General features: G+C 72.3%; 23 protein-coding genes. 8 read left to right on the forward strand and 15 right to left on the reverse strand.

What is annotated here, in order from left to right; all coding sequences use genetic code 11:
- Positions 1–108: 108 nt before the first annotated feature.
- Entirely contained in the window at positions 109–2,757 is a 2,649-nt protein-coding gene (locus tag ABZ192_RS27055; RefSeq protein ID WP_356927055.1) for a cellulose binding domain-containing protein, read from the forward strand.
- Positions 2,758–2,809: 52 nt separating this feature from the next.
- Here the strand turns inward: ABZ192_RS27055 and ABZ192_RS27060 are convergent, their stop codons facing one another.
- From ABZ192_RS27060 to ABZ192_RS27070, 3 genes are all read right to left on the reverse strand, one after another.
- Complete coding sequence (locus tag ABZ192_RS27060; RefSeq protein ID WP_356927056.1) at positions 2,810–4,684, reverse strand: rhamnogalacturonan lyase; 1,875 nt, start codon at positions 4,682–4,684, stop codon at positions 2,810–2,812.
- Positions 4,685–4,765: 81 nt separating this feature from the next.
- Positions 4,766–5,506, reverse strand: a complete 741-nt coding sequence (locus tag ABZ192_RS27065) for a class I SAM-dependent methyltransferase (RefSeq protein ID WP_356927057.1) — start codon at positions 5,504–5,506, stop codon at positions 4,766–4,768.
- Positions 5,507–5,510: 4 nt separating this feature from the next.
- Positions 5,511–5,816 carry a 4a-hydroxytetrahydrobiopterin dehydratase gene (locus ABZ192_RS27070; protein ID WP_356927058.1) on the reverse strand — a complete coding sequence of 102 codons (306 nt, stop codon included), beginning with the start codon at positions 5,814–5,816 and terminating at the stop codon, positions 5,511–5,513.
- A gap of 128 nt (positions 5,817–5,944) precedes the next feature.
- Here ABZ192_RS27070 and ABZ192_RS27075 point away from each other — a divergent pair, with 128 nt between their 5' ends.
- Complete coding sequence (locus ABZ192_RS27075; protein ID WP_356927059.1) at positions 5,945–6,751, forward strand: helix-turn-helix domain-containing protein; 807 nt, start codon at positions 5,945–5,947, stop codon at positions 6,749–6,751.
- On the opposite strand, the gene ABZ192_RS27080 is transcribed toward ABZ192_RS27075, so the two are convergent.
- A complete protein-coding gene (locus ABZ192_RS27080) occupies positions 6,733–7,158 on the reverse strand; it encodes a hypothetical protein (protein WP_356927060.1) in 426 nt (141 codons plus the stop codon). The two genes, ABZ192_RS27075 and ABZ192_RS27080, sit on opposite strands and share 19 nt — an antisense overlap.
- Before the next feature lie 241 nt (positions 7,159–7,399).
- On the opposite strand from ABZ192_RS27080, the gene ABZ192_RS27085 reads away from it, so the two are divergent.
- Entirely contained in the window at positions 7,400–8,263 is an 864-nt protein-coding gene (locus ABZ192_RS27085) for a helix-turn-helix transcriptional regulator (RefSeq protein ID WP_356927061.1), read from the forward strand.
- A 119-nt stretch (positions 8,264–8,382) separates the two neighbouring features.
- Positions 8,383–8,856, forward strand: coding sequence for a molecular chaperone TorD family protein (locus ABZ192_RS27090; RefSeq protein WP_356927062.1), 474 nt, complete (start codon positions 8,383–8,385; stop codon positions 8,854–8,856).
- Here the strand turns inward: ABZ192_RS27090 and dnaK are convergent.
- The 6 genes from dnaK to ABZ192_RS27120 all read right to left on the reverse strand — a co-directional run bounded on the left by dnaK (position 8,853) and on the right by ABZ192_RS27120 (position 16,166).
- A complete protein-coding gene (gene dnaK, locus ABZ192_RS27095; RefSeq protein WP_356927063.1) occupies positions 8,853–10,718 on the reverse strand; it encodes a molecular chaperone DnaK in 1,866 nt (621 codons plus the stop codon). The genes ABZ192_RS27090 and dnaK overlap by 4 nt on opposite strands.
- 60 nt (positions 10,719–10,778) lie before the next feature.
- Entirely contained in the window at positions 10,779–11,519 is a 741-nt protein-coding gene (locus ABZ192_RS27100; protein ID WP_356927064.1) for a glycerophosphodiester phosphodiesterase family protein, read from the reverse strand.
- Positions 11,516–12,901: a hypothetical protein gene (locus ABZ192_RS27105; RefSeq protein WP_356927065.1), complete on the reverse strand. Its 1,386-nt coding sequence runs from the start codon at positions 12,899–12,901 to the stop codon at positions 11,516–11,518. The genes ABZ192_RS27100 and ABZ192_RS27105 overlap by 4 nt, the downstream gene beginning before the upstream one ends.
- 123 nt (positions 12,902–13,024) lie before the next feature.
- Positions 13,025–13,453 carry an OsmC family peroxiredoxin gene (locus tag ABZ192_RS27110; RefSeq protein WP_037668927.1) on the reverse strand — a complete coding sequence of 143 codons (429 nt, stop codon included), beginning with the start codon at positions 13,451–13,453 and terminating at the stop codon, positions 13,025–13,027.
- Between the two features lie 143 nt (positions 13,454–13,596).
- On the reverse strand, positions 13,597–15,666 hold the full coding sequence (locus tag ABZ192_RS27115; protein ID WP_356927066.1) for a phage holin family protein: 2,070 nt from the start codon (positions 15,664–15,666) through the stop codon (positions 13,597–13,599).
- Between the two features lie 98 nt (positions 15,667–15,764).
- A complete protein-coding gene (locus ABZ192_RS27120) occupies positions 15,765–16,166 on the reverse strand; it encodes a hypothetical protein (protein WP_086599425.1) in 402 nt (133 codons plus the stop codon).
- A gap of 83 nt (positions 16,167–16,249) precedes the next feature.
- Here ABZ192_RS27120 and ABZ192_RS27125 point away from each other — a divergent pair, with 83 nt between their 5' ends.
- Both ABZ192_RS27125 and ABZ192_RS27130 read left to right on the forward strand, forming a co-directional pair.
- Entirely contained in the window at positions 16,250–17,023 is a 774-nt protein-coding gene (locus tag ABZ192_RS27125) for an MBL fold metallo-hydrolase (protein ID WP_356927067.1), read from the forward strand.
- A 14-nt stretch (positions 17,024–17,037) separates the two neighbouring features.
- Positions 17,038–17,673 (forward strand): VTT domain-containing protein, encoded by a 636-nt coding sequence (locus ABZ192_RS27130; protein WP_356927068.1) that lies wholly within the window; start codon positions 17,038–17,040, stop codon positions 17,671–17,673.
- Between the two features lie 108 nt (positions 17,674–17,781).
- On the opposite strand, the gene ABZ192_RS27135 is transcribed toward ABZ192_RS27130, so the two are convergent.
- The 4 genes from ABZ192_RS27135 to ABZ192_RS27150 form a co-directional block, all read right to left on the reverse strand.
- Positions 17,782–18,834, reverse strand: coding sequence for an MBL fold metallo-hydrolase (locus ABZ192_RS27135; RefSeq protein ID WP_356927069.1), 1,053 nt, complete (start codon positions 18,832–18,834; stop codon positions 17,782–17,784).
- Positions 18,831–20,078, reverse strand: a complete 1,248-nt coding sequence (locus ABZ192_RS27140; RefSeq protein ID WP_356927070.1) for an aminotransferase class I/II-fold pyridoxal phosphate-dependent enzyme — start codon at positions 20,076–20,078, stop codon at positions 18,831–18,833. Before ABZ192_RS27140 ends, ABZ192_RS27135 begins: the two co-directional genes overlap by 4 nt.
- A 189-nt stretch (positions 20,079–20,267) precedes the next feature.
- Positions 20,268–20,960 (reverse strand): hypothetical protein, encoded by a 693-nt coding sequence (locus tag ABZ192_RS27145; protein WP_356927071.1) that lies wholly within the window; start codon positions 20,958–20,960, stop codon positions 20,268–20,270.
- Positions 20,961–21,163: 203 nt separating this feature from the next.
- Complete coding sequence (locus ABZ192_RS27150; protein WP_356927072.1) at positions 21,164–21,958, reverse strand: RNA polymerase sigma factor SigF; 795 nt, start codon at positions 21,956–21,958, stop codon at positions 21,164–21,166.
- Positions 21,959–22,201: 243 nt separating this feature from the next.
- Between ABZ192_RS27150 and ABZ192_RS27155 the strand changes: the two genes are divergently transcribed.
- A complete protein-coding gene (locus ABZ192_RS27155; protein ID WP_356927073.1) occupies positions 22,202–23,995 on the forward strand; it encodes a thiamine pyrophosphate-requiring protein in 1,794 nt (597 codons plus the stop codon).
- Here the strand turns inward: ABZ192_RS27155 and ABZ192_RS27160 are convergent.
- Complete coding sequence (locus ABZ192_RS27160; RefSeq protein ID WP_356927074.1) at positions 23,949–24,134, reverse strand: hypothetical protein; 186 nt, start codon at positions 24,132–24,134, stop codon at positions 23,949–23,951. The genes ABZ192_RS27155 and ABZ192_RS27160 overlap by 47 nt on opposite strands.
- A 159-nt stretch (positions 24,135–24,293) precedes the next feature.
- Here ABZ192_RS27160 and ABZ192_RS27165 point away from each other — a divergent pair, with 159 nt between their 5' ends.
- Positions 24,294–24,695, forward strand: a complete 402-nt coding sequence (locus ABZ192_RS27165; protein WP_356927075.1) for a DUF2795 domain-containing protein — start codon at positions 24,294–24,296, stop codon at positions 24,693–24,695.
- Positions 24,696–24,763: the final 68 nt, after the last annotated feature.

Genomic DNA, 24,763 nt, shown 5'->3' on the forward strand with positions numbered 1-24,763 from the left:
TCGAGGTCCCGTCACCTGACGACGGGGCCGACCGGCCGGGCGGTCCCCACCCGCACTGGGGGCCGCCCGGCTCTCGCACGTTCCCCCTCCCACGGAAGGAACCCCACCGTGCGAAGAACCCGCATACTCACGGCCGTGCTCGCGTTGGCGGCCGGGCTGTTGTCGGGCGCTCCTGTCGCCCTGGCCGCCGATCCGCCGTCGACGAAGATCGCCGCCGATACGTACTCCTGGAAGAACGCACGGATCGACGGGGGCGGTTTTGTCCCCGGGATCGTCTTCAACCGGACCGAGAAGAACCTCGCGTACGCCCGGACCGACATCGGCGGTGCCTATCGGTGGCAGGAGGCGTCGAAGACCTGGACGCCGCTGCTGGACTCCGTCGGGTGGGACGACTGGGGGCACACGGGGGTCGTCAGCATCGCCTCCGACTCCGTCGATCCCGACAAGGTGTACGCGGCGGTCGGGACGTACACCAACAGCTGGGATCCCAAGAACGGTGCGGTCATGCGCTCCTCCAACCGGGGGGCGAGCTGGCAGAAGGCGAATCTGCCGTTCAAGCTGGGCGGCAACATGCCGGGGCGGGGCATGGGCGAGCGGCTGGCCGTCGACCCGAACCGGAACAGCGTGCTGTACCTGGGCGCGCCGAGCGGCAAGGGGCTGTGGCGGTCGACGGACTCGGGCGTGACCTGGTCGCAGGTGGCCAACTTCCCCAACGTCGGCAACTACGCGCAGGACCCGAGCGACACCAGCGGCTACGCCTCCGACAACCAGGGCATCGTCTGGGTCACCTTCGACGAGTCCACGGGCACGTCGGGCAGCGCCACGAAGACGATCTACGTGGGGGTCGCCGACAAGGACAACGCGGTGTACCGCTCGACGGACGCGGGCGCGACCTGGCAGCGGCTGGCCGGGCAGCCCACCGGCTACCTCGCCCACAAGGGCGTGCTGGACGCGAAGAACGGCCATCTGTACCTCGCCTACAGCGACAAGGGCGGACCGTACGACGGCGGCAAGGGGCAGCTGTGGCGGTACGCGACCGGGACCGGGACCTGGAAGGACATCAGCCCGGTGGCGGAGGCCGATACCTTCTACGGCTTCAGCGGGCTGACGGTGGACCGGCAGAAGCCGGGCACGGTGATGGCGACCGCGTACAGCGCCTGGTGGCCGGACACGCAGATCTTCCGCTCCACGGACAGCGGCGCCACCTGGACCAAGGCCTGGGACTACTCGTCGTACCCGAACCGCGAGAACCGCTACACGATGGATCTCTCGTCCTCGCCATGGCTGACCTGGGGCGCCAACCCGCAGCCGCCGGAGCAGACGCCGAAGCTGGGGTGGATGACGGAAGCCCTGGAGATCGACCCGTTCAACTCGAACCGCATGATGTACGGGACGGGCGCGACGATCTACGGCACCGAGAACCTCACCAACTGGGACAGCGGAAGCAAGTTCGCCGTCAAGCCGATGGTGCAGGGGCTGGAGGAGACGGCGGTCAACGACCTGGCGTCACCGCCGTCGGGCGCGCCGCTGCTGAGCGCGCTGGGTGACATCGGCGGCTTCCGGCACACGGATCTGACGAAGGTCCCGTCGATGATGTTCACCCAGCCGAACTTCACGACGACCACGAGCCTGGACTTCGCCGAGTCGAACCCGAACACGGTCGTCCGGGTCGGCAACCTCGACTCGGGGCCGCACATCTCGTTCTCGACGGACAACGGCGCCAACTGGTTCGCGGGGACCGACCCCTCGGGTGTGAGCGGCGGCGGCACGGTCGCGGCGGCGGCCGACGGCAGCCGGTTCGTGTGGAGCCCTGAGGGCGCCGGCGTGCACCACACGACGGGCTTCGGCACGTCGTGGCAGGCGTCCGGCGGGATCCCCACCGGGGCGATCGTCGAGTCGGACCGTGTCGACCCGAAGACCTTCTACGGCTTCAAGTCGGGGAAGTTCTACGTCAGTACGGACGGTGGGGCGACGTTCAAGGAGTCACCGGCGACGGGGCTGCCCAGCGGTGACAGCGTCCGCTTCAAGGCGCTGCCCGGCGGTAAGGGCGACGTGTGGCTGGCGGGCGGCGCGAGCGACGGGGCGTACGGCCTGTGGCACTCGGCGGACGGCGGCACGAGCTTCACGAAGCTGCCGAACGTCGAACAGGCCGACACCATCGGCTTCGGCAAGGCGGCCCCCGGCGCCTCCTACCAGACGCTCTACACCAGCGCGAAGATCGGCGGCGTGCGCGGCATCTTCCGCTCCACGGACAAGGGCGCGAACTGGACCCGCATCAACGACGACGCCCACCAGTGGGGCTGGACGGGCGCGGCCATCACCGGTGACCCGAGGGTGTACGGCAGGGTGTACGTGGCGACCAACGGCCGTGGCGTCATCTACGGCGACAGCTCCGACGGCGGCACCACGGGCCCCGGGCCCGGCCCCGACCCCGCCGGTGCCTGCAAGGTGACGTACAAGGTCACCAGCCAGTGGTCGGGCGGCTTCCAGGCGGACGTGCAGCTCACCAACACCGGCACCGGCGCCTGGAGCGGCTGGTCACTCGGCTGGTCCTTCAGCGACGGCCAGAAGCTGACCCAGGCGTGGAACGCCGAGGCCGCGCAGTCGGGTTCGGCGGTGACGGCGAAGAACGTCGGCTGGAACGGCAACGTGGCGGCGGGCTCGACCGTGAGCTTCGGCTTCACGGCGAACTCGTCGGGGACGAACACGAAGCCGACGGCGTTCAAGCTGGGTGACCAGAGCTGCACGGTGGCCTGACCGTGCCCGACGAGGGCGTATGCCGGAGACGGCATACGCCCTCTCGGCTTTCTCAGGGGGTGTGGACCGTCGGCCTCGGAGCCGTCGGCATCGCGTTGCCGATGAAGAAGCTCGGGTGCGGGGGCTGGTTGTACGCCGTGTTCTGCCAGGCCAGGGCCGTGCGGTACTGCGTGTCGTGGAGCAGGGTCGTGATCTTCGTGCTGGTCTCGTGCGGGGTCGAGTAGATGCGCAGCGCCGTGTTGTCGCTGGTGCGCCAGACGACCTCCTCGCGCCAGTCGCCGAGGATGTCACCGGACAGGACGGGCGTGGACTTCGTGCCGTTGTTGGAGGAGACGCCGGATCCGGTCAGCAGGCGGGTGTCGCCCGAGGTGCCGTACTTGTCGATGCGGGTGCCGTCGAGGAGTTCGCGGACCGGGTCGCCGTCCCACCAGGACAGGAAGTTGACGCTGGACGGCTCCCGGCCGAGCGAGGCGCCGGTCGCCGAGCGCAGGGTGGTGTCGGTGGCGGACCAGGCCTCGGCGCCCGGGCTGCCGGCGTAGACGTCGGCGGCGACACCGCGGCCGTTGTCGGAGCCGGAGGCCGTCTGCCACAGGATCTGGCCGGTGCGGGCGTCGGCCATCCAGGAGCCGGGTGAGCCGGAGTTCTCGGAGACCTTGAAGTACTCCAGGCCCGCGCGGGAGGGGTTGAGGTCCCCCACGTGTCCGGCGTCGCCGTGGCCCAGCCTGGTCGTCCACAGGCCGTTGCCGTTGTCGTCGACCGTCATCGCGCCGTAGACGATCTCGTCCTTGCCGTCGGCGTCGACGTCCGCGACGGACAGGCTGTGGTTGCCCTGACCGTCGTAGCCCTTGCCGCTGTTGGTCGAGGAGTTGGTGTCGAACGTCCAGCGGCGGGTGAACTGACCGCCTCGCCAGTCCCAGGCGGCGATGACGGTACGGGTGTAGTAGCCGCGCGCCATGATCAGGGAGGGGCGGGAGCCGTCGAGGTAGGCCGTGCCCGCGAGGAAGCGGTCCACGCGGTTGCCGTAGTTGTCGCCCCAGGAGGAGACGGTGCCGCGGCCCGGGACGTAGTCGACGCTCTGCATCGCCTTGCCCGTCTGCCCGTTGAACATCGTCAGGTACTCGGGGCCGGAGAGCACATAGCCGCTGGAGTTGCGGTGGTCGGCCGAGGAACCGCCGATGACCGCGCCGGTGCCGTCGCGGGTGCCGTCGGCGGTCTTCATGGCGACTTCGGCCTTGCCGTCGCCGTCGTAGTCGTACACCTGGAACTGCGTGTAGTGCGCCCCGGAGCGGATGTTGCGCCCCAGGTCGATACGCCACAGCCGGGTGCCGTCCAGCTTGATGCCGTCGACGATGGTGTTGCCGGTGTAGCCGGACTGGGAGTTGTCCTTGGCGTTGGTCGGCTGCCACTTCAGGACGATGTCCAGGGCACCGTCACCGTCCAGGTCACCCAGGGAGGCGTCGTTGGCCTCGTAGGTGTACGCCGAGTTGCCCGGGGCCGTGCCGCCCGCGGGCGGGGAGATCGGGACGTCCTTGTAGCCGGTGCGGAACTGGATCGCGTGAACGGAGTCCCCCTGCTCCACGCCGTTCACGATCGCGCGGACGGTGTAGTCGGCGTGCGAGGGGGCGCCGGAGTGGAAGTAGTTCGTGGAGCCGGTGACCGGGGTCGCGTTGACCTTCGTACCGGCCCGGTACACGTTGAACGACACGTCGTTCGGGTCGGTGCCCAGCCAGCGCCAGCTGACCAGGTTGCCGCTGCCGGTGTGGACGCTGACCACGCCCCGGTCCAGCTTCTCGACCTGGCGGGCGGTGGCCGCCTCGGCGGTGTCGCCGGTGGCGAACGTGGTCAGGCCGGCGCCGGTGAGCGCCGCCGTGACGGCGGCGACGGGCAGGAGCAGGCGGCGTCTGCGGTGCCTGTGCGGGTGCTTCACGGGACGGACCTCCTGAAAGGACGGGCGGGTTCCGCCTCTCAGTCGCCGCCGGGGGCGCGGGAGTTGCCGTACTTCAGCCCCTCACGGCTTCCGGAACGCCCGGAGCGTGAAGTACGGGTCGGGGCGGGGTCTGTCCTGGTCGGGGAGTTCCGCCAGACGGGTGGCGAAGCCGTCGGCGAGCGGGTGGCCGGGCGGCAGGGTGACGAACCAGCCTCTGCGCAGGTCGGCGACCGTGCGGCGCGGGCTGCGGCCCTGACCGTGGCCGCGGAAGCGTGCCTGCCCGGCCGGGACCAGGCCGTGGGCGGCGGCGTGGGTCTCGACGTCCGCCGCCGCGTCCCGGACCGGGCTGGGCGGGCGGGAGGACAGGACGACATCGATGTCACTGCCCACGTTGTGGGAGGCGGCCTTGTCGACCGTGGTGACCCAGACACCGCCGGGCCGCAGCACCCGGGCACACTCGCCGACGATGGTCCGGACGTCGGCGGGCCCGGCGGCCAGGTGCAGCAGCCACACGCTGGACACGGCGTCGAACTCACCGTCCCGGAAGGGCAGCCGGCGGCTGTCGGCGAGCACCACGGCACCCGGCAGCCGGGCGGTGGCCTGCCGGGCCATCGCCGGGGAGAGGTCCACGCCGGTCACCCGCATGCCCTCGCGCGCGGCCGCGAGCCGACGGGTCACGATGCCGGTGCCGCAGGCGACGTCGAGCAGGCTGCGCGTGTCCGGCGGCACGAGGCTCAGCACCGCGTTCGCGGCGGCGGCCGCCCTGGGCTCACCGCCGCGCGAGGCGTCGTACCGCTCCGCTTCCTTGTCGTAGTCGAGCACCCGGTCAGTGTGCCCCGTGCCCGGGGGCCAGGTCCTCCACCCTGCGGGCGAGCTCGATGTCCTTCTCGGTGACGGCGCCGCCCGCACTGTGCGTGTGCACGGACAGGGACACCGTGTTGTAGCCGAGCGTGAGGTCGGAGTGGTGGTCGAGCTCCTCCTGGACCTGGGCGATGTGCACGACCATCGCCGTCGCCGCGAAGTGCGATCCGAGCCGGTAGGAGCGGGTGAGGCGGTCCCCGTCGAGCGACCAGCCCGGCAGCTCGGCCAGCCGGTCCTCGACCTCCTTCTGCGACAGCGGTTCGACGGGCATGGGCAGCGCTCCTTCCCTGACACGGGAGACCTCTTCTCCCTTCTCAGCCTGCCACAGCGGGACGTCAGGGGCCCTGGTCACAGCGGTGCACCTGTCCGGCGCGACCGGTTCTCGACTACGGTCCCGGCATGACCACTCATCCGTCCACCACCGACCAGGGCGTGGGGCCGCTGCTGCGGGCCTGGCGGGAACAGCGCCGGGTCAGCCAGCTGGAGCTGGCGCTGCGCGCGGACTCCTCCGCCCGGCACATCAGCTTCATCGAGACGGGCCGCTCCCGGCCGAGCGAGGAGATGGTGCTGCGGCTGGCCGAGCACCTGGACGTCCCCATGCGGGAGCGCAACGCGCTGCTGCTGGCGGCCGGTTACGCCCCGCGTTACCCCGAGACGCCGCTGGACGACCCGGCGCTGGGCGCGCTGCGCGAGGGCATCGAACGGCTGATCGGGGGCTACGAGCCGTATCCGGCGCTGGTGGTGGACGCGGTGTACGACGTCGTGGCGGCCAACCGGGGGATCATGGCGCTGGTCGACGGCGTGGACGAGTCGCTGCTCGAACCGCCGCTGAACGCGATGCGGCTCGCCCTGCACCCGCGGGGCCTGGCGCCGCGCATCCGCAACCTGCGCGCCTGGCGCGGGCACCTGCTGGAGCAGATGGAGCGGCAGATCGCGCTGCACCGCTCCGAGCCGCTGCGGGCGCTGTACGAGGAGGTGGCGTCGTATCCGGTGCCCGACGCGGATCCGGTGGAGGAGCCGGCGGAGCCGGTGCCGTACTTCGCGCTGCCGCTGCGGATCGAGCACGAGGGGCGGACGCTGTCGTTCATCTCCTCGATCTCCACGTTCAACACCCCGATGGACGTGACCGTCGCCGAGCTGGCCATCGAGACGCTGCTCCCGGCCGACCCGGCGACGGTCAAGTACCTTCAGTCGCTCCTGTCCTGACGGGCCCTCAGCGCCGTGTACTGGAGGGCGGCGAACGCGGCCACGACGAGGGACTGGAGCACCGTCCACACGGCGCCCGCCGTGCTCGGCGTGAGCCACAGCGCCAGGGCCACGAGGCTCACCGCCGTCCAGGCGAGGTTGGCCTCCACGACGGCCCGCACGCCGAGCGCCGGCGGCCGCCGGCGGGAGGCCAGCAGGCCCACGCCCGCCGCGTAGGCGGTGAGGAACGCGCCCAGGGCGAGCAGCAGCGTGGGGTCCACGCCGAGGAAACGGCCGAGCGGGCCGGAGAACGCGAGGTAGGCGAGCGCGTTGGTGCCGGTCACCGCCGCGTCCAGGGCGAGGAAGCGGCGCAGCATCGACTGCGGCGCGCTGGTCCGGGCGAGCGTGGCGAGCGGGGTCGCGGACATGGTGCATCACTCTCCGTCGTGTCGTGGTGCGGCAGCGGGTACCGGGTCCCGGGCCGGAGTGCGCCGGCCCGGAACCCGGTGCGTTCACGATCCCGTCCCGGGCGCGCCCGGTCGATTACCCGCGGGGTAATGCCCCGGCGCCCCGTCCGATTCCCGCGATCTTCTCGCCCGCGGCCCTGTGAGACTGCCGTCGGAACGTGACAGACTGATCACAGGCTGGGGCACGTTGGGGAGGCGTGGCGTGAGTGAACGGCGGGCCGCACCGACCGTGGGCCAGGTGGTGCTGGGCAAGAGGCTGCAGGAGCTGCGCGAGGCGGCGGGCCTCAGTCGTGACGAGGCCGCCCGGGTGCTGCGCGTCGCCCCCGCGACGGTCCGGCGGATGGAGACCGCCGACGTCGCGCTCAAGATCCCCTACGTGCAGATCCTGCTGACGGCGTACGGCGTCGCCGAGGACGAGGTGACCGCGTTCGTCGAACTCGCCGAGGAGGCGAACCGGCCGGGCTGGTGGCAGCGGTTCCACGACGTGCTGCCCGAGTGGTTCAGCCTGTACGTGAGTCTGGAGGGCGCCGCCCGGATCATCCGGTCCTACGAGCCGCACTTCGTGCCGGGGCTCCTGCAGACCGAGGGGTACGCGCGTGCGGTGCTGCAGGCCGGCACCATCGGGAACTCCGGGCCTCAGGCCGTGGAGCGGCACGTCTCGCTGCGCATGGAGCGGCAGCGGCTGCTGGATCGCCCGAACCCGCCGCACCTGTGGGTGATCATGGACGAGACGGTGCTGCGGCGGCCGGTGAGCGTCGACGGCCAGGTGATGCGGGACCAGCTGGACAAGCTGCTGGAGTACTCCGAGCGGGACCGCGTCACGCTGCAGATCGCCGAGTTCAAGGACGGCCCGCACCCGGGCACGTACGCGCCGTTCTCCCTGTTCCGCTTCGCCGAGCCCGAACTGCCCGACATGGTCTTCACCGAGTACCTGACCGGCGCGCTCTACCTCGACTCCCGCAAGGAGGTCTCCGCGCACCTGGAGGTCCTCGACCACATGACCGCGGGCGCCGCCTCGACGCAGCGCACCGAGAGGCTGCTGCGGGAGTACCGCGAGACCTACTGAGCGAGGCCCCTCGCGCGCGGGCTTGACCCGTACGGGCGCCGCCGACGGGTGCGCTCCCCCGCCCGCCCCTAGCGTCGTCTGCACGGGGCGGGGCGAAGAGCGCACGCCAAGGAGGTCAGATGCCCGGCTTCGAGCTGCTGTACCAGGCGGCCGCGCTGTGCCTGACGTATCCCGGCGACGAGTTCCGGGCCCGGCTGCCGCTGCTGCGCGAAGCCGCCCCGCAGCTGAGGGAGTTCGCCGATCACGCGGCCGTCACCGAGCCACGGGAGCTGGCCGCCCACTACCTCCAGGTCTTCGAGAGCGCGGACGGTCACAGCCTGTACCTGAGCCGCTGGCGCGGGATCTCGCCGGCCCGCTTCCAGGAGCTGTACAGCTCCCACGGACTGGAGCTCACCGGTGGGGAGCTGCCCGACTTCCTGCCCGCGGTACTGGAGTTCACGGCACGTACCGGCGACACCGTCCTGCTCACGGAGCACCGGGCCGGACTGGAGCGACTCCGCTCCGGACTGGCCGACTCCGGCACTCCCTACGCCTCCGTCGTCGACGCCGTGCACGCGACGCTGCCGCCCGCGGAAAGCCCGGCGGGAAGTTAGGCCGCCCCGCCCTTGCGGTCTCCCTGGTCCTTCTCCTCGTCGACGATCTCCGCGTCGACGACGCCCTCCTCGTCCCGCGGGGTGCCGGGGGGCTCCTCGGTGGGGGTCTGCTGGGCCTGCGCGTACATCGCCTGGCCCATCCGCTGGCTGACCGAGGCGAGCTTCTCCACGCCCGCGCGCAGGGCGGCGGTGTCCGCCTGCCTCTCCAGTTGTTCCTTCACTTCGGTGATGGCGGACTCGACCTCTGTCTTCGTGTCGGCGGGGATCTTGTCGCCGTTGTCGCGGAGGAACTTCTCGGTCTGGTAGACGAGTTGCTCGGCCTGGTTGCGGGTCTCGGCGGCCTCGCGGCGTTTGCGGTCCTCCTCCGCGTACTGCTCGGCCTCGCGCATCATGCGGTCGATGTCGTCCTTGGGCAGGGCGGAGCCGCCCGTGACGGTCATCTTCTGCTCGCGGCCGGTCGCCAGGTCCTTGGCGGAGACGTGCATGATGCCGTTGGCGTCGATGTCGAAGGCCACCTCGATCTGCGGCACGCCGCGCGGTGCCGGCGGCAGGCCCGTCAGGTCGAAGACGCCGAGCTTCTTGTTGTACGCGGCGATCTCCCGTTCGCCCTGGTAGACCTGGATGCCGACCGATGGCTGGTTGTCGGCGGCGGTGGTGAAGATCTCCGAACGCCGGGTGGGAATGGTCGTGTTGCGTTCGATGAGCTTCGTCATGATGCCGCCCTTGGTCTCGATGCCGAGGGACAGCGGGGTGACGTCGAGCAGCAGTACGTCCTTGACGTCGCCGCGGAGGACACCCGCCTGGAGCGCGGCGCCGAGCGCCACGACCTCGTCGGGGTTGACGCCCTTGTGCGGCTCCTTTCCGGTGAGTTCCTTGACCAGTTCGGTGACGGCGGGCATGCGCGTGGAACCGCCGACGAGGATGACGTGATTGATCGCGGAGAGCTTCACACCGGCATCCTGGACGGCCTGGTGGAAGGGCGCCTTGCAGCGGTCGAGCAGGTCCGCGGTGAGCTCCTGGAACTGGGCCCGGGTCAGCTTCTCGTCGAGGTGCAGCGGCCCCTCGGACGAGGCCGTGATGTAGGGCAGGTTGATCGTCGTCTCGGTGGAGCTGGACAGCTCGATCTTGGCCTTCTCGGCGCCCTCGCGCAGCCGCTGCACGGCCATCTTGTCGCCCGCGAGGTCGACGCCGTACTGGCCCTTGAAGCGCTTGACCAGGTACTCGACGATCCGCTGGTCCCAGTCGTCGCCGCCGAGGTGGGTGTCGCCGTTGGTGGCCTTCACCTCGATGACGCCCTCGCCCATCTCCAGCAGCGACACGTCGAAGGTGCCGCCGCCGAGGTCGAAGACGAGGACGGTCTGGTCGTTCTCCTTGTCCAGGCCGTAGGCGAGGGCGGCGGCCGTCGGCTCGTTGATGATCCGCAGCACCTTCAGGCCCGCGATCTCCCCGGCCTCCTTGGTGGCCTGCCGCTGGGAGTCGTCGAAGTAGGCCGGGACGGTGATCACCGCGTCGGTGACGTCCTCGCCGAGGTAGGACTCCGCGTCCCGCTTCAGTTTCTGCAGCACCCGCGCGGACAGCTCCTGCGCCCGGTAGCGGGTGCCGTCGATGTCGCCCTGGCCGGGGAAGCGCCAGTGCGCGTCACCCATGTGGCGCTTGACCGAGCGGGCGGTGCGGTCCACGTTCGTCACGGCCTGCCGCTTGGCCACCTCCCCGACCAGCACCTCGCCGTTCTTGGCGAACGCCACGACCGAGGGTGTGGTCCTGGCCCCCTCCGCGTTGGCGATGACGGTGGGCTCGCCGCCTTCCAGCACGGCGACCACCGAGTTCGTGGTTCCGAGGTCGATCCCGACCGCACGTCCCATCGCTGTCCCCTTCCGCCAGGGCACTCTCACTTTCCAGCACAAAACTTGAGTGCGCTGTTGTCAATGGCGCGAAGGGGTGACCGGCCCGCGGAGCGCCACGGCCCGCCGGGGCCGGTCGGTGACGAGCACGTCCACGCGCGGGTGGGCGAGGAAGGCGCGCATCAGGGTGTCGTCGTTGACCGTCCACACCATGGTGAACAGGCCGCGGCGGGTCGCCTCGCGCAGCACAGTGGTCCTGGCCAGTCGCTGGTGCACGGCGACGCCGCCGGCCCCGCAGGCCTGGATGCGGCGGGCCGGGAACAGCTCGCTCAGCCGGGTCCCGGGCAGCCGGGCCAGGGCCAGCTCCCTGCGGTCGCGCCCCAGGGACAGCGCGGTACGCACCCCGGGGAAGGCCTGCGCGACGGCGGCCACGGAGCAGTCCTCCAGCGACGTCACGACGAGCCCGTCCACGCCGAGCAGGGCCACCGCCCGGTCGATCACCTCCCGCTCGTAGCCGGTCTCCTTCAGGTCCAGGTGCGCCACGAGCCTCCCGGCGATCAGCGCCATCACCTCGTCCGCCACCGGCACGTCGTAGCCGGCCCGCTCGCTCAGCTCGGCGTGCGTGAGCGCGGCCAGCGGCGGCCCGGCGGGCCCGACCCGGGGGTCGTGGTAGACGACGAGGACCCCGTCCCTCGTGCGGCGGATGTCGAACTCGGCGTACTCCGCGCCGGACTCCAGCGCGTCCTCGTACGCCTCCCAGGTGGCGGGTCCGGCGCGCTCGGAGCCGCCCCGGTGGGCTGAGACGGCGGGGCGTGGCGTCATGGTCGTCGGCTCCCGGAGGGCGAGCGGGGAGGCGGGACGGGTACGGCGTCCTCGTCGGAGGCCGGCAGCAGCGAGCCGGAGCGGGTGCTGATCCGTCTGAGCAGGACGTAGCCGATCAGGACCAGGAGCACGAAGGGGAGCCAGGCCAGCGCGTAGGCCGGGGCGTAGGCGCGCAGGTCGAGGATGGAGCGGTGCTCGTCGACGTTCGTGCCGTTCACGCCGAAGAAGGCCAGCAGCAGGGTGGGCGGCAGGGCGATCAGCGTGGCGGCGGCGACCAGGCCGGAGACGGTGCGGTCCCGGCGGTCGTCGCGCTCGGCGAGCTCGGCGTCCAGGGCGGCGGAGCGGGCGCTGATCACCGAGGTCAGGCGCTCGACCATGCGGGCCGAGTTCTCCAGGCTGTCGCGGATGCCGAGTGCGTCGCGCAGCGAGGACTGGAACGCCTCCGTGACCATCTCGGGGATCAGCAGGCTGTCGACGTAGGCCTCGACGCCGAAGGCGAGGTCCAGCTGGAGTTCGTTGACGCCCGCGGAGAGGCGGGAGATCAGGGAGCGGATCTCGGTGGGCGAGTCGGCCAGGGCCTGCTCGTTGGCCTTCATCGTCGCGAAGGCGGCGAGCCGGGTGCGCTGGAGCGCGGCCAGGGCGGAGATCATGCCGATGGCGACGAGCATCAGGCCGTTCTCCACGTGCGGGGCCCAGCCGGCCTGCACGGAGACGCCCCGGCCGAGGGCGGACAGGGTGACGCCGTGGTTCCTGAGGTGCGGCGCGAGGCTCGCGTCGTAGGGCGTGGCGGGGTTCCACGGCATCCGGCCGCGGTAGACGATCTCGTTCAGCAGGATCGCCTTGCGGGCCTCGTCGGCGCTGAGCAGCTCGCGCTGTAACCGGCCGCCGGGGAAGACCAGTTGGTGCACGTTCTGGCCGAGGGCGAGCGGCCGGCCGCCGAGCTGTCCGGTCAGCGCCTGCAGGAGCGGGCGGTCGTCGAGTTCGATCCGCTCCCGGTCGAAGCAGGTGGTGGCCAGCCAGGCGGCGAGGTCGCCGGCCGTGGTCTCGCCCGCGAAGGCGCAGTCCACGACGAGGGTGGCGTCGCCGCGCGGGGTGGTGACGACGAGGATCCGCAGCGACGCGAGGCCCAGGCCGTGGTCACCGTGCGGCAGCCGCAGCCGGCGTGGCGCGACCTGTTCGTCCAGCACCGGGACGGGCAGGACGTCCTGGCTGGTCATCAGATGGGAGGCGAAACGGCCGAAGTCGTAGCGGTCGACGAGGGCGCCGAGGGCGGTGTTCGGGGGGCGGAGCCGGCCGGAGAGGCTGAAGAGCAGCAGGACGCGGGTCCGGTCACGGGTGGCGGAGTCGAGCGCCGTCGCGCTGGTGGACGTTGCCGGCAGCATCGCTTTCCTTCCGGACCGTCGGCGGCAGAGCGTCTGGTTCATACCCCGGGCGCGGTCGGCGAACCGACGACGTCGCGCGGGCCGGCCCGGGTGGGCGGGCCCGCGCGACGTGGGCGGGGCAGGTCAGGCGAGCTTGGCGGTCAGGGTGATGGGCGTGGCCTTGAGGGCCTGGCTGACCGGGCAGCCGACCTTGGCCTCCTCGGCGGCGGCGAGGAAGGCCGCCTCGTCCATGCCGGGGACGGTGCCCTCGACGGTGAGGTGGATGCCGGTGATGCCCTCGCCGGGCTGGAAGGTGACGTCGGCGGAGGTCACCAGCTTCGTCGGCGGGGTGCCGGCCTTGTCGAGGATGTTGGAGAAGGCCATCGAGAAGCAGCTGGAGTGGGCGGCGGCGATCAGCTCCTCCGGGCTGGTCTTCCCGCCCGGCTCCTCGGTGCGGGCCGCCCAGCTGACCGGCTGCTCGGCGAGGATGCCGGAGGAGTCGAAGGTGACGACGCCGTTGCCCTTGAACAGGTTGCCTTCCCACACGGTGTGTGCGGAGCGCGTGGCTGCCATGACGCATCCTTTCTATGAGTATCCGGAACCGCGACCGGGTTCCTGGTCCCCATCCGATCACACTCCGGTTCAACTCACGCGGAAGACCGGCCCTCTGGCGCTTCAACGGCAGCCGCACCCCCTGCCGGATCAGGCTGCGGCAGTCAGGCGGCGCGCTCCTCGCTGCTCTCCAGTGGCACCTGGGGGCCGTCCGACTCGCGCATCCAGCGGCGCAGGACGCGGTGGACGTGTTCGGCGCCGACGAGTTCCTCCCCCTCGCCGACCGGCGCGGAGAAGCCGAGCGGCGACAGCAGGAAGGGTTTGCCCTGTTCGCCGCCGAGGCCGCCGTGGGAGCCGATCTGCTCCTCGAAGGCGAGGACTTCGCCGTCGGCCGGGTCGTGGAAGGAGTTGACCATGATGTCGGCGGTGTGCGGGAAGGAGTGGGTGCGGCGTACCGCGTCGGCGGCGCCCGGGCCGAACGGGGCGAGCGGGCCCGGGTTGTCGTCGAGGTCGGCCAGCGGTATCTCGGCGCCGTACGCGCCGAGGACGACCCCGCCGTGCTCGTCGCTGCGGACCAGCAGGAAGCCGATGCCGGGGTGGTTGGCGAGGGTCGGCAGCAGCGCGGGGTGGCGGGCGTCGATCTCCTCCTTGCTCATGCGGTGCGTGACGTCCGGGAAGGAGACCAGTCCGAGGTTGCCGGAGGCCAGCACGATCGGCTCCGAGCGGCGCGTGGGGCGGTGCTCCTCGCCGTGCTCCTCGACAGGGATGCGCAGGGCGGCGCGGACGGCGGCGCGGGCCTCCGTCCCGCTGCGGGTGCGCTCCGCGCGGCGCGGTACGGGCAGTCCGCAGCCGGCCCGCACCAGGTCGCCGAGGGTGAGGCCGTAGCGGGAGCGGAAGGTCTCGCCGGGGCTCTGGCCGTGGTCGGACAGCACGACGATCCGGTACGGGCGCGGGGCGTGCTCGGCGACGTTCTCGATCAGAGCGAGGGAGCGGTCGAGGCGTTCGAGGACCTTCTGCGCGTCGCGGCTGGCCGGGCCGGAGTGGTGGGCGACCTCGTCGTAGGCCACGAGGTCGGCGTAGACGGCGGTGCGGCCGGCGAGCATGTCGCCCGTCACGGCGGCCACGACGACGTCCCGCTCGACGACGGTCGCGAAGGCCCTCACGAGCGGGTAGAGGCCGCCGCGGGAGACGCGCGGGCGTTGCTTGCCGAGGCGGGTCCGGGTGGACTGGCCGATCTCCCGGCCCACCTCGGCGACGAAGGACAGGGCCGTGCGCACCGCGTTGGCCGGGTCGGAGAAGTAGGCGAAGTAGCCCGCGCGGGAGCGGTTCTCCCGGCTGCGGCGGGCGGCGACGGACAGCACGAGGGCCTGCTGCTCGGCGCCGCCGCTGAACAGGTTGCCGCGGCTCGCGCCGTCGACGGCGAGCAGACCGCCGTGCCCCGCGTAGCCGACGGCGCGGCGCTGGAGTTCGGCGGCGCTGCTCGGGCGGTTGCACACGACGACCTCGCGGGTGTCCTTCTCGTACCAGCGGAACGCGGGGACGTCGTGGTTGCTGCCGTGCAGGATGCCGAGCTGGCTGGCGCCGGTCTGGCTGGACCAGTCGGTGCGCCAGGGGGTGAGCCGGTGGGTGGGGCGGGCGCCGTCGCCGATGCCGAGCCAGCGGGCGACGGTGGGCATCAGGCCCTTGGCGACCGCGTCCAGCAGGACGTCGTGGCCGACGCCGTCGAGTTGCAGGAAGACCGTGCCGGGGGTGGACGGGCTGGGCGGTCCGGACCTGCGGCGGCGGTCCGAGAGGCGGTACAGCCTGCGGCGGTAGGCGTCGTCGTCGCGCACGGCCAGGGCGGCACCGGTGGCGGACGCCACGGCGGACATCACGGCGGCGACCACGACGGCGGTCTCCGGGGCGGCGGTGCCGCGCTCCCCTGGGTCGAGGCGCAGGGCGAGCAGCAGCAGCGCGCCGTTGAGGAAGAACACCAGCAGCCCGAGCACGAGCGCCGGTACGAGGAGCAGGAGCCGGACGAGCAGCGGCCAGACCACGGCCGACAGCAGACCGAAGGCGCCGGCGCCGAAGGCCGCCTTGACGGCGATGTCGGTCGCGCTGTCGCCGTCGGCCGAGCGGAGCCGGAAGTCGGGCAGGATCCCGGCGAGCACGAGCATGGTGAGGGTGGAGACCGCCCACACGGCGACGCTCCGCCCCACCTGACTGGCGACCCGCCGCCACCGCACGCCCCGCAACGCCCAGCCACCTCACGTCCCGGCCCGTCGCGACCACGGGCCCTCACCCACAGTGCCACAACGCTCCGCGGACGCCTGATGTCCCCGGGACCCTCGCGTCAGCGCCCGTCGTAGCCGGCGGTCGGCATCGACAGCCTGCGGTGCACGCACGCCTTCATCGCCGCGTCGTACGCCGGCTCCGCGTGTCCGACCGTCTCGACGCGTACCCCGCGCCGCGCGCACTCCGCGGTGAACTCCTCGACGGAGGCGAGCGCGCTCTCCAGCACTCTCCGGCTGGGTGCCACGAACAGGTCGAGGCCGGGGCGGACGCCGTCCCACAGCGCGCAGTGGTCGGGACGCAGCCCCCGGACCAGTAACTCGCGGCTGATCACATAGCCCCGCTCGGCGGCCCAGCGGGCGCACATCGCGTGCTGACTGCGGGAGTCGACGAGGAACGGATCGTCGTCGAGTTCCTCCAGCGGCGTCAGACTCGCGATCGCCGTGACCCGGACCGGCACCATGGTGTCCCCCCTCACCTCCGGTTTCGCCGCCGACCCTACTCCTGCACGTAGGCTTCGGGGAGTCGCGCGAAGGGGGCAAAGAAGTGCCGGTGGAGATCACCTGGTGGGGTCACGCCACTTGCACGGTCGAGGACTCGAACGTACGCGTGCTCACCGATCCGCTGTTCGCGCGCCGGCTCGCGCACCTGCGCCGCCGGCGCGGGGACCTGCCGCCGCCCGGCGCCCGCCAGGCGGATGTCGCGCTGGTCTCGCATCTGCACGCCGACCACCTGCATGTGCCGTCGCTGATGCGGCTCGCCCCGGGCACGCGCCTGCTCGTGCCCCGGGGCGCGCGCCGGGCGGTGCCGGGACTGCGCCGGCTCGCGCACCTGCACGTCAGCGAGGTGGTGCCCGGGGACGAGACCCCGGTCGGCGACATCGTCGTGCGGGCCGTGCCCGCGCGGCACGACGGACGTCGGCTGCCGTTGGGGCCGCACCGCTCCCCCGCGCTCGGCTACGTCGTCGCCGGTGAGGCCCGGACGTACTTCGCCGGGGACACCGGGCTGTTCGACGACATGGCCGAGGAGGTCGGGCCGGTCGAGGTGGCGCTGCTGCCGGTGGGCGGCTGGGGGCCGTACCTGGGCGAGGGCCATCTGGACGCGGGCCGGGCGGCCCAGGCGCTGGCGCGGCTGGCGCCGCGGAGCGCGGTGCCGGTGCACTACGGCACGTACTGGCCGATCGGGATGGACGCCGTGCGCCCCCACGAGTTCCACGCGCCGGGTGACGAGTTCGTGCGGCTCGCCGCGCGGCACGCGCCCGGCGTGACGGTGCACCGGCTCGGGCACGGGGAGAGCGTGCGCCTCGAGGTCGCGCGGTGATCCCGACCGGGCCCGTGGCGCAGACCGCGATACCTCTGCTCGCGGTGTCGGCCGTCACCCCGACGTCCGTCGTGCCGGAGTCCACGCAGCAGGCGATCGGTTATCCGACACTTTTCGTGCTGGTGCTGGTCGGGGCGCTGGTGCCGGTGATCCCGACGGGTGCGCTGGTGAGCTCGGCGGCCGTGGTCGCCGTCCACCAGACGGCGCCGTTCTCGCTGGCGATGGTGTTCGTGACGGCGTCGCTGGCGGCGTTCCTCGGCGATGCGGCGCTGTACTGGCTGGGGCGGCGCGGGATGAAGTCGAAGAACGGCTCGCGCTGGCTGGAGGCGCTGCGGGCGCGGGCCCCCCAGGACCGGCTGGAGCAGGCGCAGACGAAACTCGCCGAGCACGGGGTGACGGTGCTGGTGCTGTCGCGGCTGGTGCCGGCGGGGCGGATTCCGGTGATGCTGGCGTGTCTTCTGGCGAAGTGGCCGCTGCGGAGGTTTTCCCGGGGGAATCTGCCGGCCTGTCTGGCCTGGGCCGTGACGTATCAGCTGATCGGGGTTCTCGGGGGGTCGTTGTTCGATGAGCCGTGGGAGGGGGTCGTGGCGGCGATCGGGCTGACGCTGGTGATCAGTGCGGTGCCGAGTGTGGTGCGGCGGGTTCGGTAGCGCCGTTGGAGGTTGTGTGGTCTTCGGGGTGCGGGTTGTTCGTGGTTGTCCGCGCCCACGCGGCGGAGCCGCATATCGGCACAGCCCCGCGTCCCTGATGTCAGACTCCTACAGCACCCTTGAAGCGCCTACCGGCATGTCCCACAGGTTTTCTCGGGGGAGGCCCGTTTTCTCCCAGGCCGCGCGGACGCGGGTGAGGGGTTCCAGGACCGGTTCCGCCGAGAGGACGAAGGTGGCCCAGTGCATGGGGGCCATCCTGGTCGCTCCCAGGTCCTGGGCCGCGCGGACCGCCTCCTCCGGGTCGCAGTGGACGTCGCTGAGCCACCAGCGGGGGTCGTAGGCGCCGATGGGGAGGAGGGCGAGGTCGATACCGGGGTAGCGGCGGCCGATGCGGGAGAACCAGTGGCCGTAGCCCGTGTCGCCCGCGAAGTAGACGCGCCGGCCCTCCCGGTCGGTCAGGACCCAGCCGCCCCACAGGCTGCGGCAGGTGTCGGTGAGGGTGCGCTTGGACCAGTGGTGGGACGGGACGAAGTCGAAGCGGACGCCGTCCAGTTCCGCCGCCTCCCACCAGTCGAGCTCCGTGACACGGGTGAAGCGGCGGCGGTGGAACCAGCGGGCCAGGCCGGCCGGGACGAACACCGGGGTGTCGCGCGGGAGGCGGCGCAGCGTGGGGGCGTCCAGGTGGTCGTAGTGGTTGTGGCTGATGACGACGGCGTCGACGCGCGGCAGCGCCTCCCAGGGGACGCCCACGGGGGTGATGCGGGCCGGGGTGCCGAGGATCCGGCGGGACCAGACCGGGTCGGTGAGGACCGTGAGCCCACCGATGCGCAGGACCCAGCTGGCGTGTCCCGCCCAGGTCACGGCGACCGTGCGGGCGTCGACGCGGGGCAGCGGGCCGGGGGCGTAGGGGAGCCGGGGGATGTCGGCGAGGCCTTCCGGGCCCGGTCTGACGGCGCCCTCGCGGGCGAAGCGGGCCATGGCCCTCAGGCCGGGCAGCGGGGCGGTCAGCCGGTCGTGGAACGTGCGCGGCCACACCCGGCGTTCGGCCAGTGGTCTCGGTTCGGCCAGCGGCGGGTACGGGGGCGCGAGGGGGGACGGGAGGGCCGCGTCGCCGGCTTCCCGAGTGGTCGTGCTCGTGGTCGACTCGGACTGCTGCGTCATCGAGGAGGCTCCCATCGCTGAGCGTCGTCACGGAGATCGTCGAAGACCGACTTCAGTTGGATCAACGCACGCTGCACGTGTGGCAGTTCCAACGGCGTGGGTGAGGTGAGGCATTCCGCGCGTTCCGTGGCGGAGCCGAGCAACAGTGCGCCGGTCGAAAGCCGCACGCGCGGGGCTTCGAGCTCGTCGCCGAAGCGGTGGCCGCCGGGCGCGGGCATGCCGAGGCGGGCGGAGAGGAAGTCCTCCAGCTCCTGTGCGTCGCCGATGGCGTGCGCGCTCAGCGCGGGGCGCAACGGAGCGAGGTCGACGTACAGATGGCGGCCGGCCTGCGGGGGCCGGGCGAGGGCGCCGGCCGCGACGACGGCGGCGTGCGCCTCGGCGGCCAGGCGCGCGTGCAGGCGCACGGTGGCGGCGACGCGCGCGGTGACCGGTTCCGGTTCCCCCAGCGCGTGGGCGGCCGCCGAGGCGACGGGGGCGGCGACCCGGGCGTCGAGCGCGGTGAGGACGTCGAGCACGCGCGCGTGGAGGCCGTCGGCGTCCTCGCCGGCCGGGAAGCGGGCCACCGCGGCCGGCCAGCCGGGCGGGAGGAAGGCCCCGGCCAGGTCGGTGACGACGGTGACCCGGTCGGGCAGCATCTCGGCGGGGCTGAGCAGCACGGTGTCGTGCGGGTCGTGCAGGGTGTCGCGCCAGGTCTCGTCGCTGACGAGGTGCAGGCCCTCCCCCTGGGCGGCCTCGACGGTCTCGTGCAGCAGCTCGGGAGGGGCGACGGTGGCCGTCGGGTCGTCGGCGACGGACAGCACCAGCAGGCGCGGATCACCGCCCTCGGCGCGGACCCGGCGCACGGTTTCCAGGAGGGCGTACGGATCGGGCACCCCGCCGCTCTCCGGCGGGGTCGGCACGTGGAAGACGGGGCGCCCCAGCAGGCGAGCGTACGGCGCCCACCAGGCGGCGCAGGGTCTCGGCACGAGGACGTCACCGCCGAGGGCGGCGGTCAGGGCGAGCAGCAGCGCGGGCGCGCCGGGCCCGGCGGCCACCCGGCCGGGGTCGCAGTGCAGTCCGCGCCGGTCCCAGTAGCCGCAGGCGGCCTCCCGCAGGGCCTCTCCCCCGCCGACCGGCTCGTGGTCGCCCCGGGACGCCGCGGCGGCGAGCACGGCGGACAGCTCCGGCAGCACGGGCAGTCCGTCGTCGGGGAGCGGCGGCCCGAACCGGACGGAGCCGTGACCTTCCGGGTCCGTCCGCCACATCCGTGCCTCCGCAGTGCCTGCTGCCGTGTCCTGTCGCCCTCGCCCGAGCCGTATCGAGCGTGCCCTCGGCCACTGAGTACCCATGGCGCCGTCCCCCCATGGGCGCCCGGCCGGGTTGTGACGGTCACAGCATGAGCGGGCCGGGCCGGGGAAGCGGGGGGCTTCCGGTGCGGTGGTGCGCGCCGGTGCTCAGCGGTACGGGTCGCTCTCCCGGTTGCGCAGCCGGTGCACGGCGGCACCGAACGCGCCCGCGATCAGCACTCCGCCCGCGACCAGGGCGGGCACGGAGTCGGAGAAGGCACCGCCGTCGCCGGCGCGTACCCCCCGGTGGACGGCCGCTGCCTCGCACTCGGCGGAGTGGTGCCGCGGTTCGTCGCGCTTGTCCTCGGGGCAGGGCTTGTGGGTGGGCCGGTGGGAGGGCTCGTGCGTCGGGTGGTGGGACGGCTTGTGGTGGCCACCGCCGTGCGCCACGGTGAACGTCGCGCTCCACTGCTTGCCCTCCCCGCCGGGAGCGGCAGGACAGGTGCCGTCGACGGTCCAGGCCGAATCCTCGCCGAGGGCGTCGGGATCGCCCTCGAAGTTGTCCGCGGGAGCGATACGGGCCGTGCCCCGGTAGGCCGGGCCGGACACCTCGTCGTCGTTGCCGGTCACCTTGCGCAACGGGACCGTGCCCTCGTCGAAGGCCTGCGAGGTCGCGTCGATGCTGTCGGGCGGCGGCCCCCCGGTCGGATCACAGCTCACCGAGATGGTGAGCGTGCCGCCGGGCTCCACGGTGGCCGGACTGACCTCGGCGGCGGGTTCGGCGGCCACGACCGGAACGAACCCGACCAGGGCCGAGCCGGCCAGAACGGCAACGAAGAGTGCGTGGCGGGTGCGGCGCATGGACCGAACTCCTTCGGGCGACGGCAGGATGCCCCCTCTGCCATCACAGCCCGCCCGCTGCAACGCCGCGCGCGCCCGGACCCCATTAGCGGGACAGCACCCGCCAACCGGGTGAACCGGTACGTCCCTCCCAGGGGCGCGGGGAACTGCGCGACAAGCCACGAACGGCCCGCGCACGCAACCCGCGAACAGCCCCCACGGCGCTAGGCGACATCCCGCATGACCTGCTCCCGGACCCGACCGCAGCACCGGCTGATCAGCCGGGACACGTGCATCTGCGAGATCCCCAGCTCCTCCGCGATCCGGCTCTGCGTCATGTCCCCGAAGAACCGCATGTACAGAATCGCCCGCTCCCGCTCCGGCAGCGCCGCCAGGCGTGACTTCACCGCCTCACGGTCCACGACCGTGTCCAGCGCCGGGTCCGGCGAGCCGAGCGCGTCGCTCAGGGAGTACCCGTCCTCGCTGCCTGGCAGCTCCGCGTCCAGGGACAGGGCGGTGAAGCTCTCCAGGGCCTCCAGGCCGGTCTTGACGTCCTCCTCGCTCAGCTTCGCGTGCTCGGCGATCTCCGCCACGGTGGGCCGTCGGCCGGAGATGGTCTGGGACAGGTCCTGGGAGGCGAACCGGACGCGGTTGCGCAGGTCCTGGACGCGGCGGGGTACGTGCAGGGTCCACATGTGGTCCCGGAAGTGGCGCTTGATCTCGCCGGTGATGGTGGGCACGGCGTAGCTCTCGAAGGCGTTGCCGAGCTCGGGGTCGTACCGGTCGACGGCCTTGACGAGGCCGAGGGCCGCGACCTGGCGCAGGTCCTCGAAGCTCTCGCCGCGGCTGCGGAAGCGTCCGGCGAGGCGGTCGGCCATGGGCAGCCAGGCCTCGACGATCTCGTCGCGGAGCGCGTCGCGCTCGGGTCCGTCGGGGAGTGTGGCGAGCCTGCGGAAGGCGTCGGCGGTGTCGGGGGCGTCGTCGTGGGGGTGCTTCTTCGCGGTGGTGTGGATCGGCATGATGCGTCGCAATTCCCTTGCAGGTGCTCTGGGTTGGACGGTCACCGTGGGAGCGCGTCGACTGGGTGCGGACCAGGAGCGCCGGTGGCGGCGCGCTTCGCCGCTCCCACGGACGTGCCTCCTGTCCGAAGCACTGAGGTGCGCCTGCCCCCGGCCCCCGCCCGCAAACCCGGAGAGGTTTTCCGCCGTCGCGCAGGGTGACTCGTACAGCTGGCTCTGTCCCATACGTCCGGGAGGTCGTACATGAGCACCAAGGTCTCCGACCACGTCCTTGAGCGGTTGCGCGAGTGGGGGGTCGAGCAGGTCTTCGGTTATCCGGGCGACGGCATCAACGGCCTGCTCGCCGCGTGGGGCCGGGCCGAGAACGAGCCCCGTTTCGTGCAGTCGCGGCACGAGGAGATGTCGGCGTTCCAGGCGGTCGGATACGCCAAGTTCAGCGGCCGTCTCGGGGTGTGCACGGCCACGTCCGGGCCGGGCGCGATCCATCTCCTGAACGGCCTGTACGACGCCAAACTGGACCATGTTCCGGTGCTGGCGATCGTCGGCCAGACGCACCGCACCGCGATGGGCGGCTCCTACCAGCAGGAAGTGGATCTGCACACGCTGTACAAGGACGTCGCCTCCGATTTCGTGGAGACGGTGACCGTGCCGGAGCAGCTGCCGAACGTGCTGGACCGGGCGATCCGCACCGCGTACGCGCGCCGCTGCCCGACCGCGATCATCATTCCCGGCGATGTGCAGGAGCTCGACTACTCGCCGCCGACGCACGAGTTCAAGATGGTGCCCTCCAGCCTGGACCGCAGTTCGTGGACGGCCGTGCCGTCCGACGACTCGGTGCGGCGGGCCGCCGAGATCCTCAACTCCGGCGACAAGGTGGCGATCCTGGTCGGTCAGGGCGCGGCCGGCGCGCGGGCCGAGGTGGAGTCGATCGCCGAGCTGCTCGGCGCGGGTGTCGCCAAGGCGCTGCTCGGCAAGGACGTCCTCAGCGACGAACTGCCGTACGTCACCGGCTCGATCGGCCTGCTGGGCACGCGTCCGTCGTACGAGCTGATGCGGGACTGCGACACGCTGCTGACCATCGGGTCGTCGTTCCCGTACACCCAGTTCATGCCGGAGTTCGGCAAGGCTCGGGGTGTGCAGATCGACATCGATCCGCACATGGTCGGGATGCGCTACCCGTACGAGGTGAACCTGGTCGGCGATGCCAAGGCCACGCTGGAGCGGCTGATCCCGCTGATCGAGGAGGGCCGCGGGCGCGAGTGGTACGACACGGTGTGCGCCAACGTGACGCGCTGGCGTGAGGTCATGGAGCGCCGCGCGGGACTCGACGCCGACCCGATCAACCCGGAGTACGTGGCCCGCGCCCTGGACCCGCTGCTGCCGGACAACGCGATCGTCGCCTCCGACTCGGGTTCGACGGCGAACTGGTACGCGCGGCACCTGACCATGCGGCCGGGCATGCGGGGCTCACTCTCCGGCACCCTGGCGACGATGGGCTGCGGCGTGCCGTACGTGATCGGCGCGAAGTTCGCGCACCCGGACCGGCCCGCGATCGCGCTGGTGGGCGACGGGGCGATGCAGATGAACGGGATGGCGGAGCTGATCACGGCGGCGAAGTACCGCCATCAGTGGGAGGACCCGCGGCTGGTGATCGCCGTGTGGAACAACCAGGATCTGAATCAGGTCACGTGGGAGATGCGGGCCATGGAGGGCGCGCCGCAGTTCCTGCCGTCGCAACAGCTCCCGGACGTGCAGTACGCGGCGTTCGCGCGTTCCCTGGGGCTGACCGGCATCCGGGTGGAGAAGCCGGAGGACGTCGAGGCGGGCTGGCGTGCCGCGCTGGAGGCGGACGGTCCCGCGGTGGTCGAGTTCCTGACCGATCCGGCTGTCCCACCGATCCCGCCGCACGCCACCTGGGAGCAGATGGAGGCGACCGCCGCGTCGATCCTGAAGGGTGACTCGGACCGGGGATCGGTGGTCAAGCAGGGCTTCAAGGCGAAGATGCAGGAGTTCCTGCCGGGGCGCGAGAAGAAGTAGCGGTCGCCGCCGCCGGGGGCACGCCGACCGGTTCGCGCCGGTCGGCACCGTCCTGCGGCAGCAGCAGCTCCTCGTAGCGGCCCAGCAGCAGCACCACTCCGAGCATGAGCACCGGAAGCAGCACAGCGAGCATCGCCATGGCGTGTCCTTCCCCAGAGATGAGTGGGGGGTGTGATCCGGGTCTCCCACAGGTCGTGGCGCAAACCCGTGCGGAGGGCACCGATCCGGGGTGGCGAACCCGTGTCGGCTCGCGGTGTTCGGGTACGCGGTGCGGACCCCCGACCGTCTGGAGGGAGAAATGCAGCGAGGCAGCGACCGGCTGAGCGTCCATCGTGACGACGAGATGAAGCATGAACTCCAGGGGCTGCTCAGGTCCGGGCACCCCACCCGCAGTGAGGAGTGGCACGACCCGGAGCCGGCTGCCGAGGACGACCCCGAGGTCGCGCGCGGGCCGGTGACGCCGAGCCGTGCGCCGACGTCCCTGGAGTCGGTACGCCTGGAGCTGGCCCGGATCCTGGGCCGCAGGGCGTTCCCGGCGAGCGCGCGTGACCTGGCCCGCGAACTGCGCGGCCACCAGGCACCCGACGCCCTCGTCGAGGCCCTGGAGCGGCTGCCGCGCCAGGAGCGCTACGGCAACGTCCAGGAGCTGGCCCAGGCCCTGATCCGGGCCCGGGAGACCGGACCGGAGGAGTACGCGTAGGGATCGCGGCGGGGGGGGGGCGGGGGGGGCGGCCCCGGAGGGCGGGGGGGGGGCGAGCGGGGGAACAG

The organism is Streptomyces sp. NPDC006235 (genome assembly GCF_040613735.1).
GTDB lineage: Bacteria > Actinomycetota > Actinomycetes > Streptomycetales > Streptomycetaceae > Streptomyces.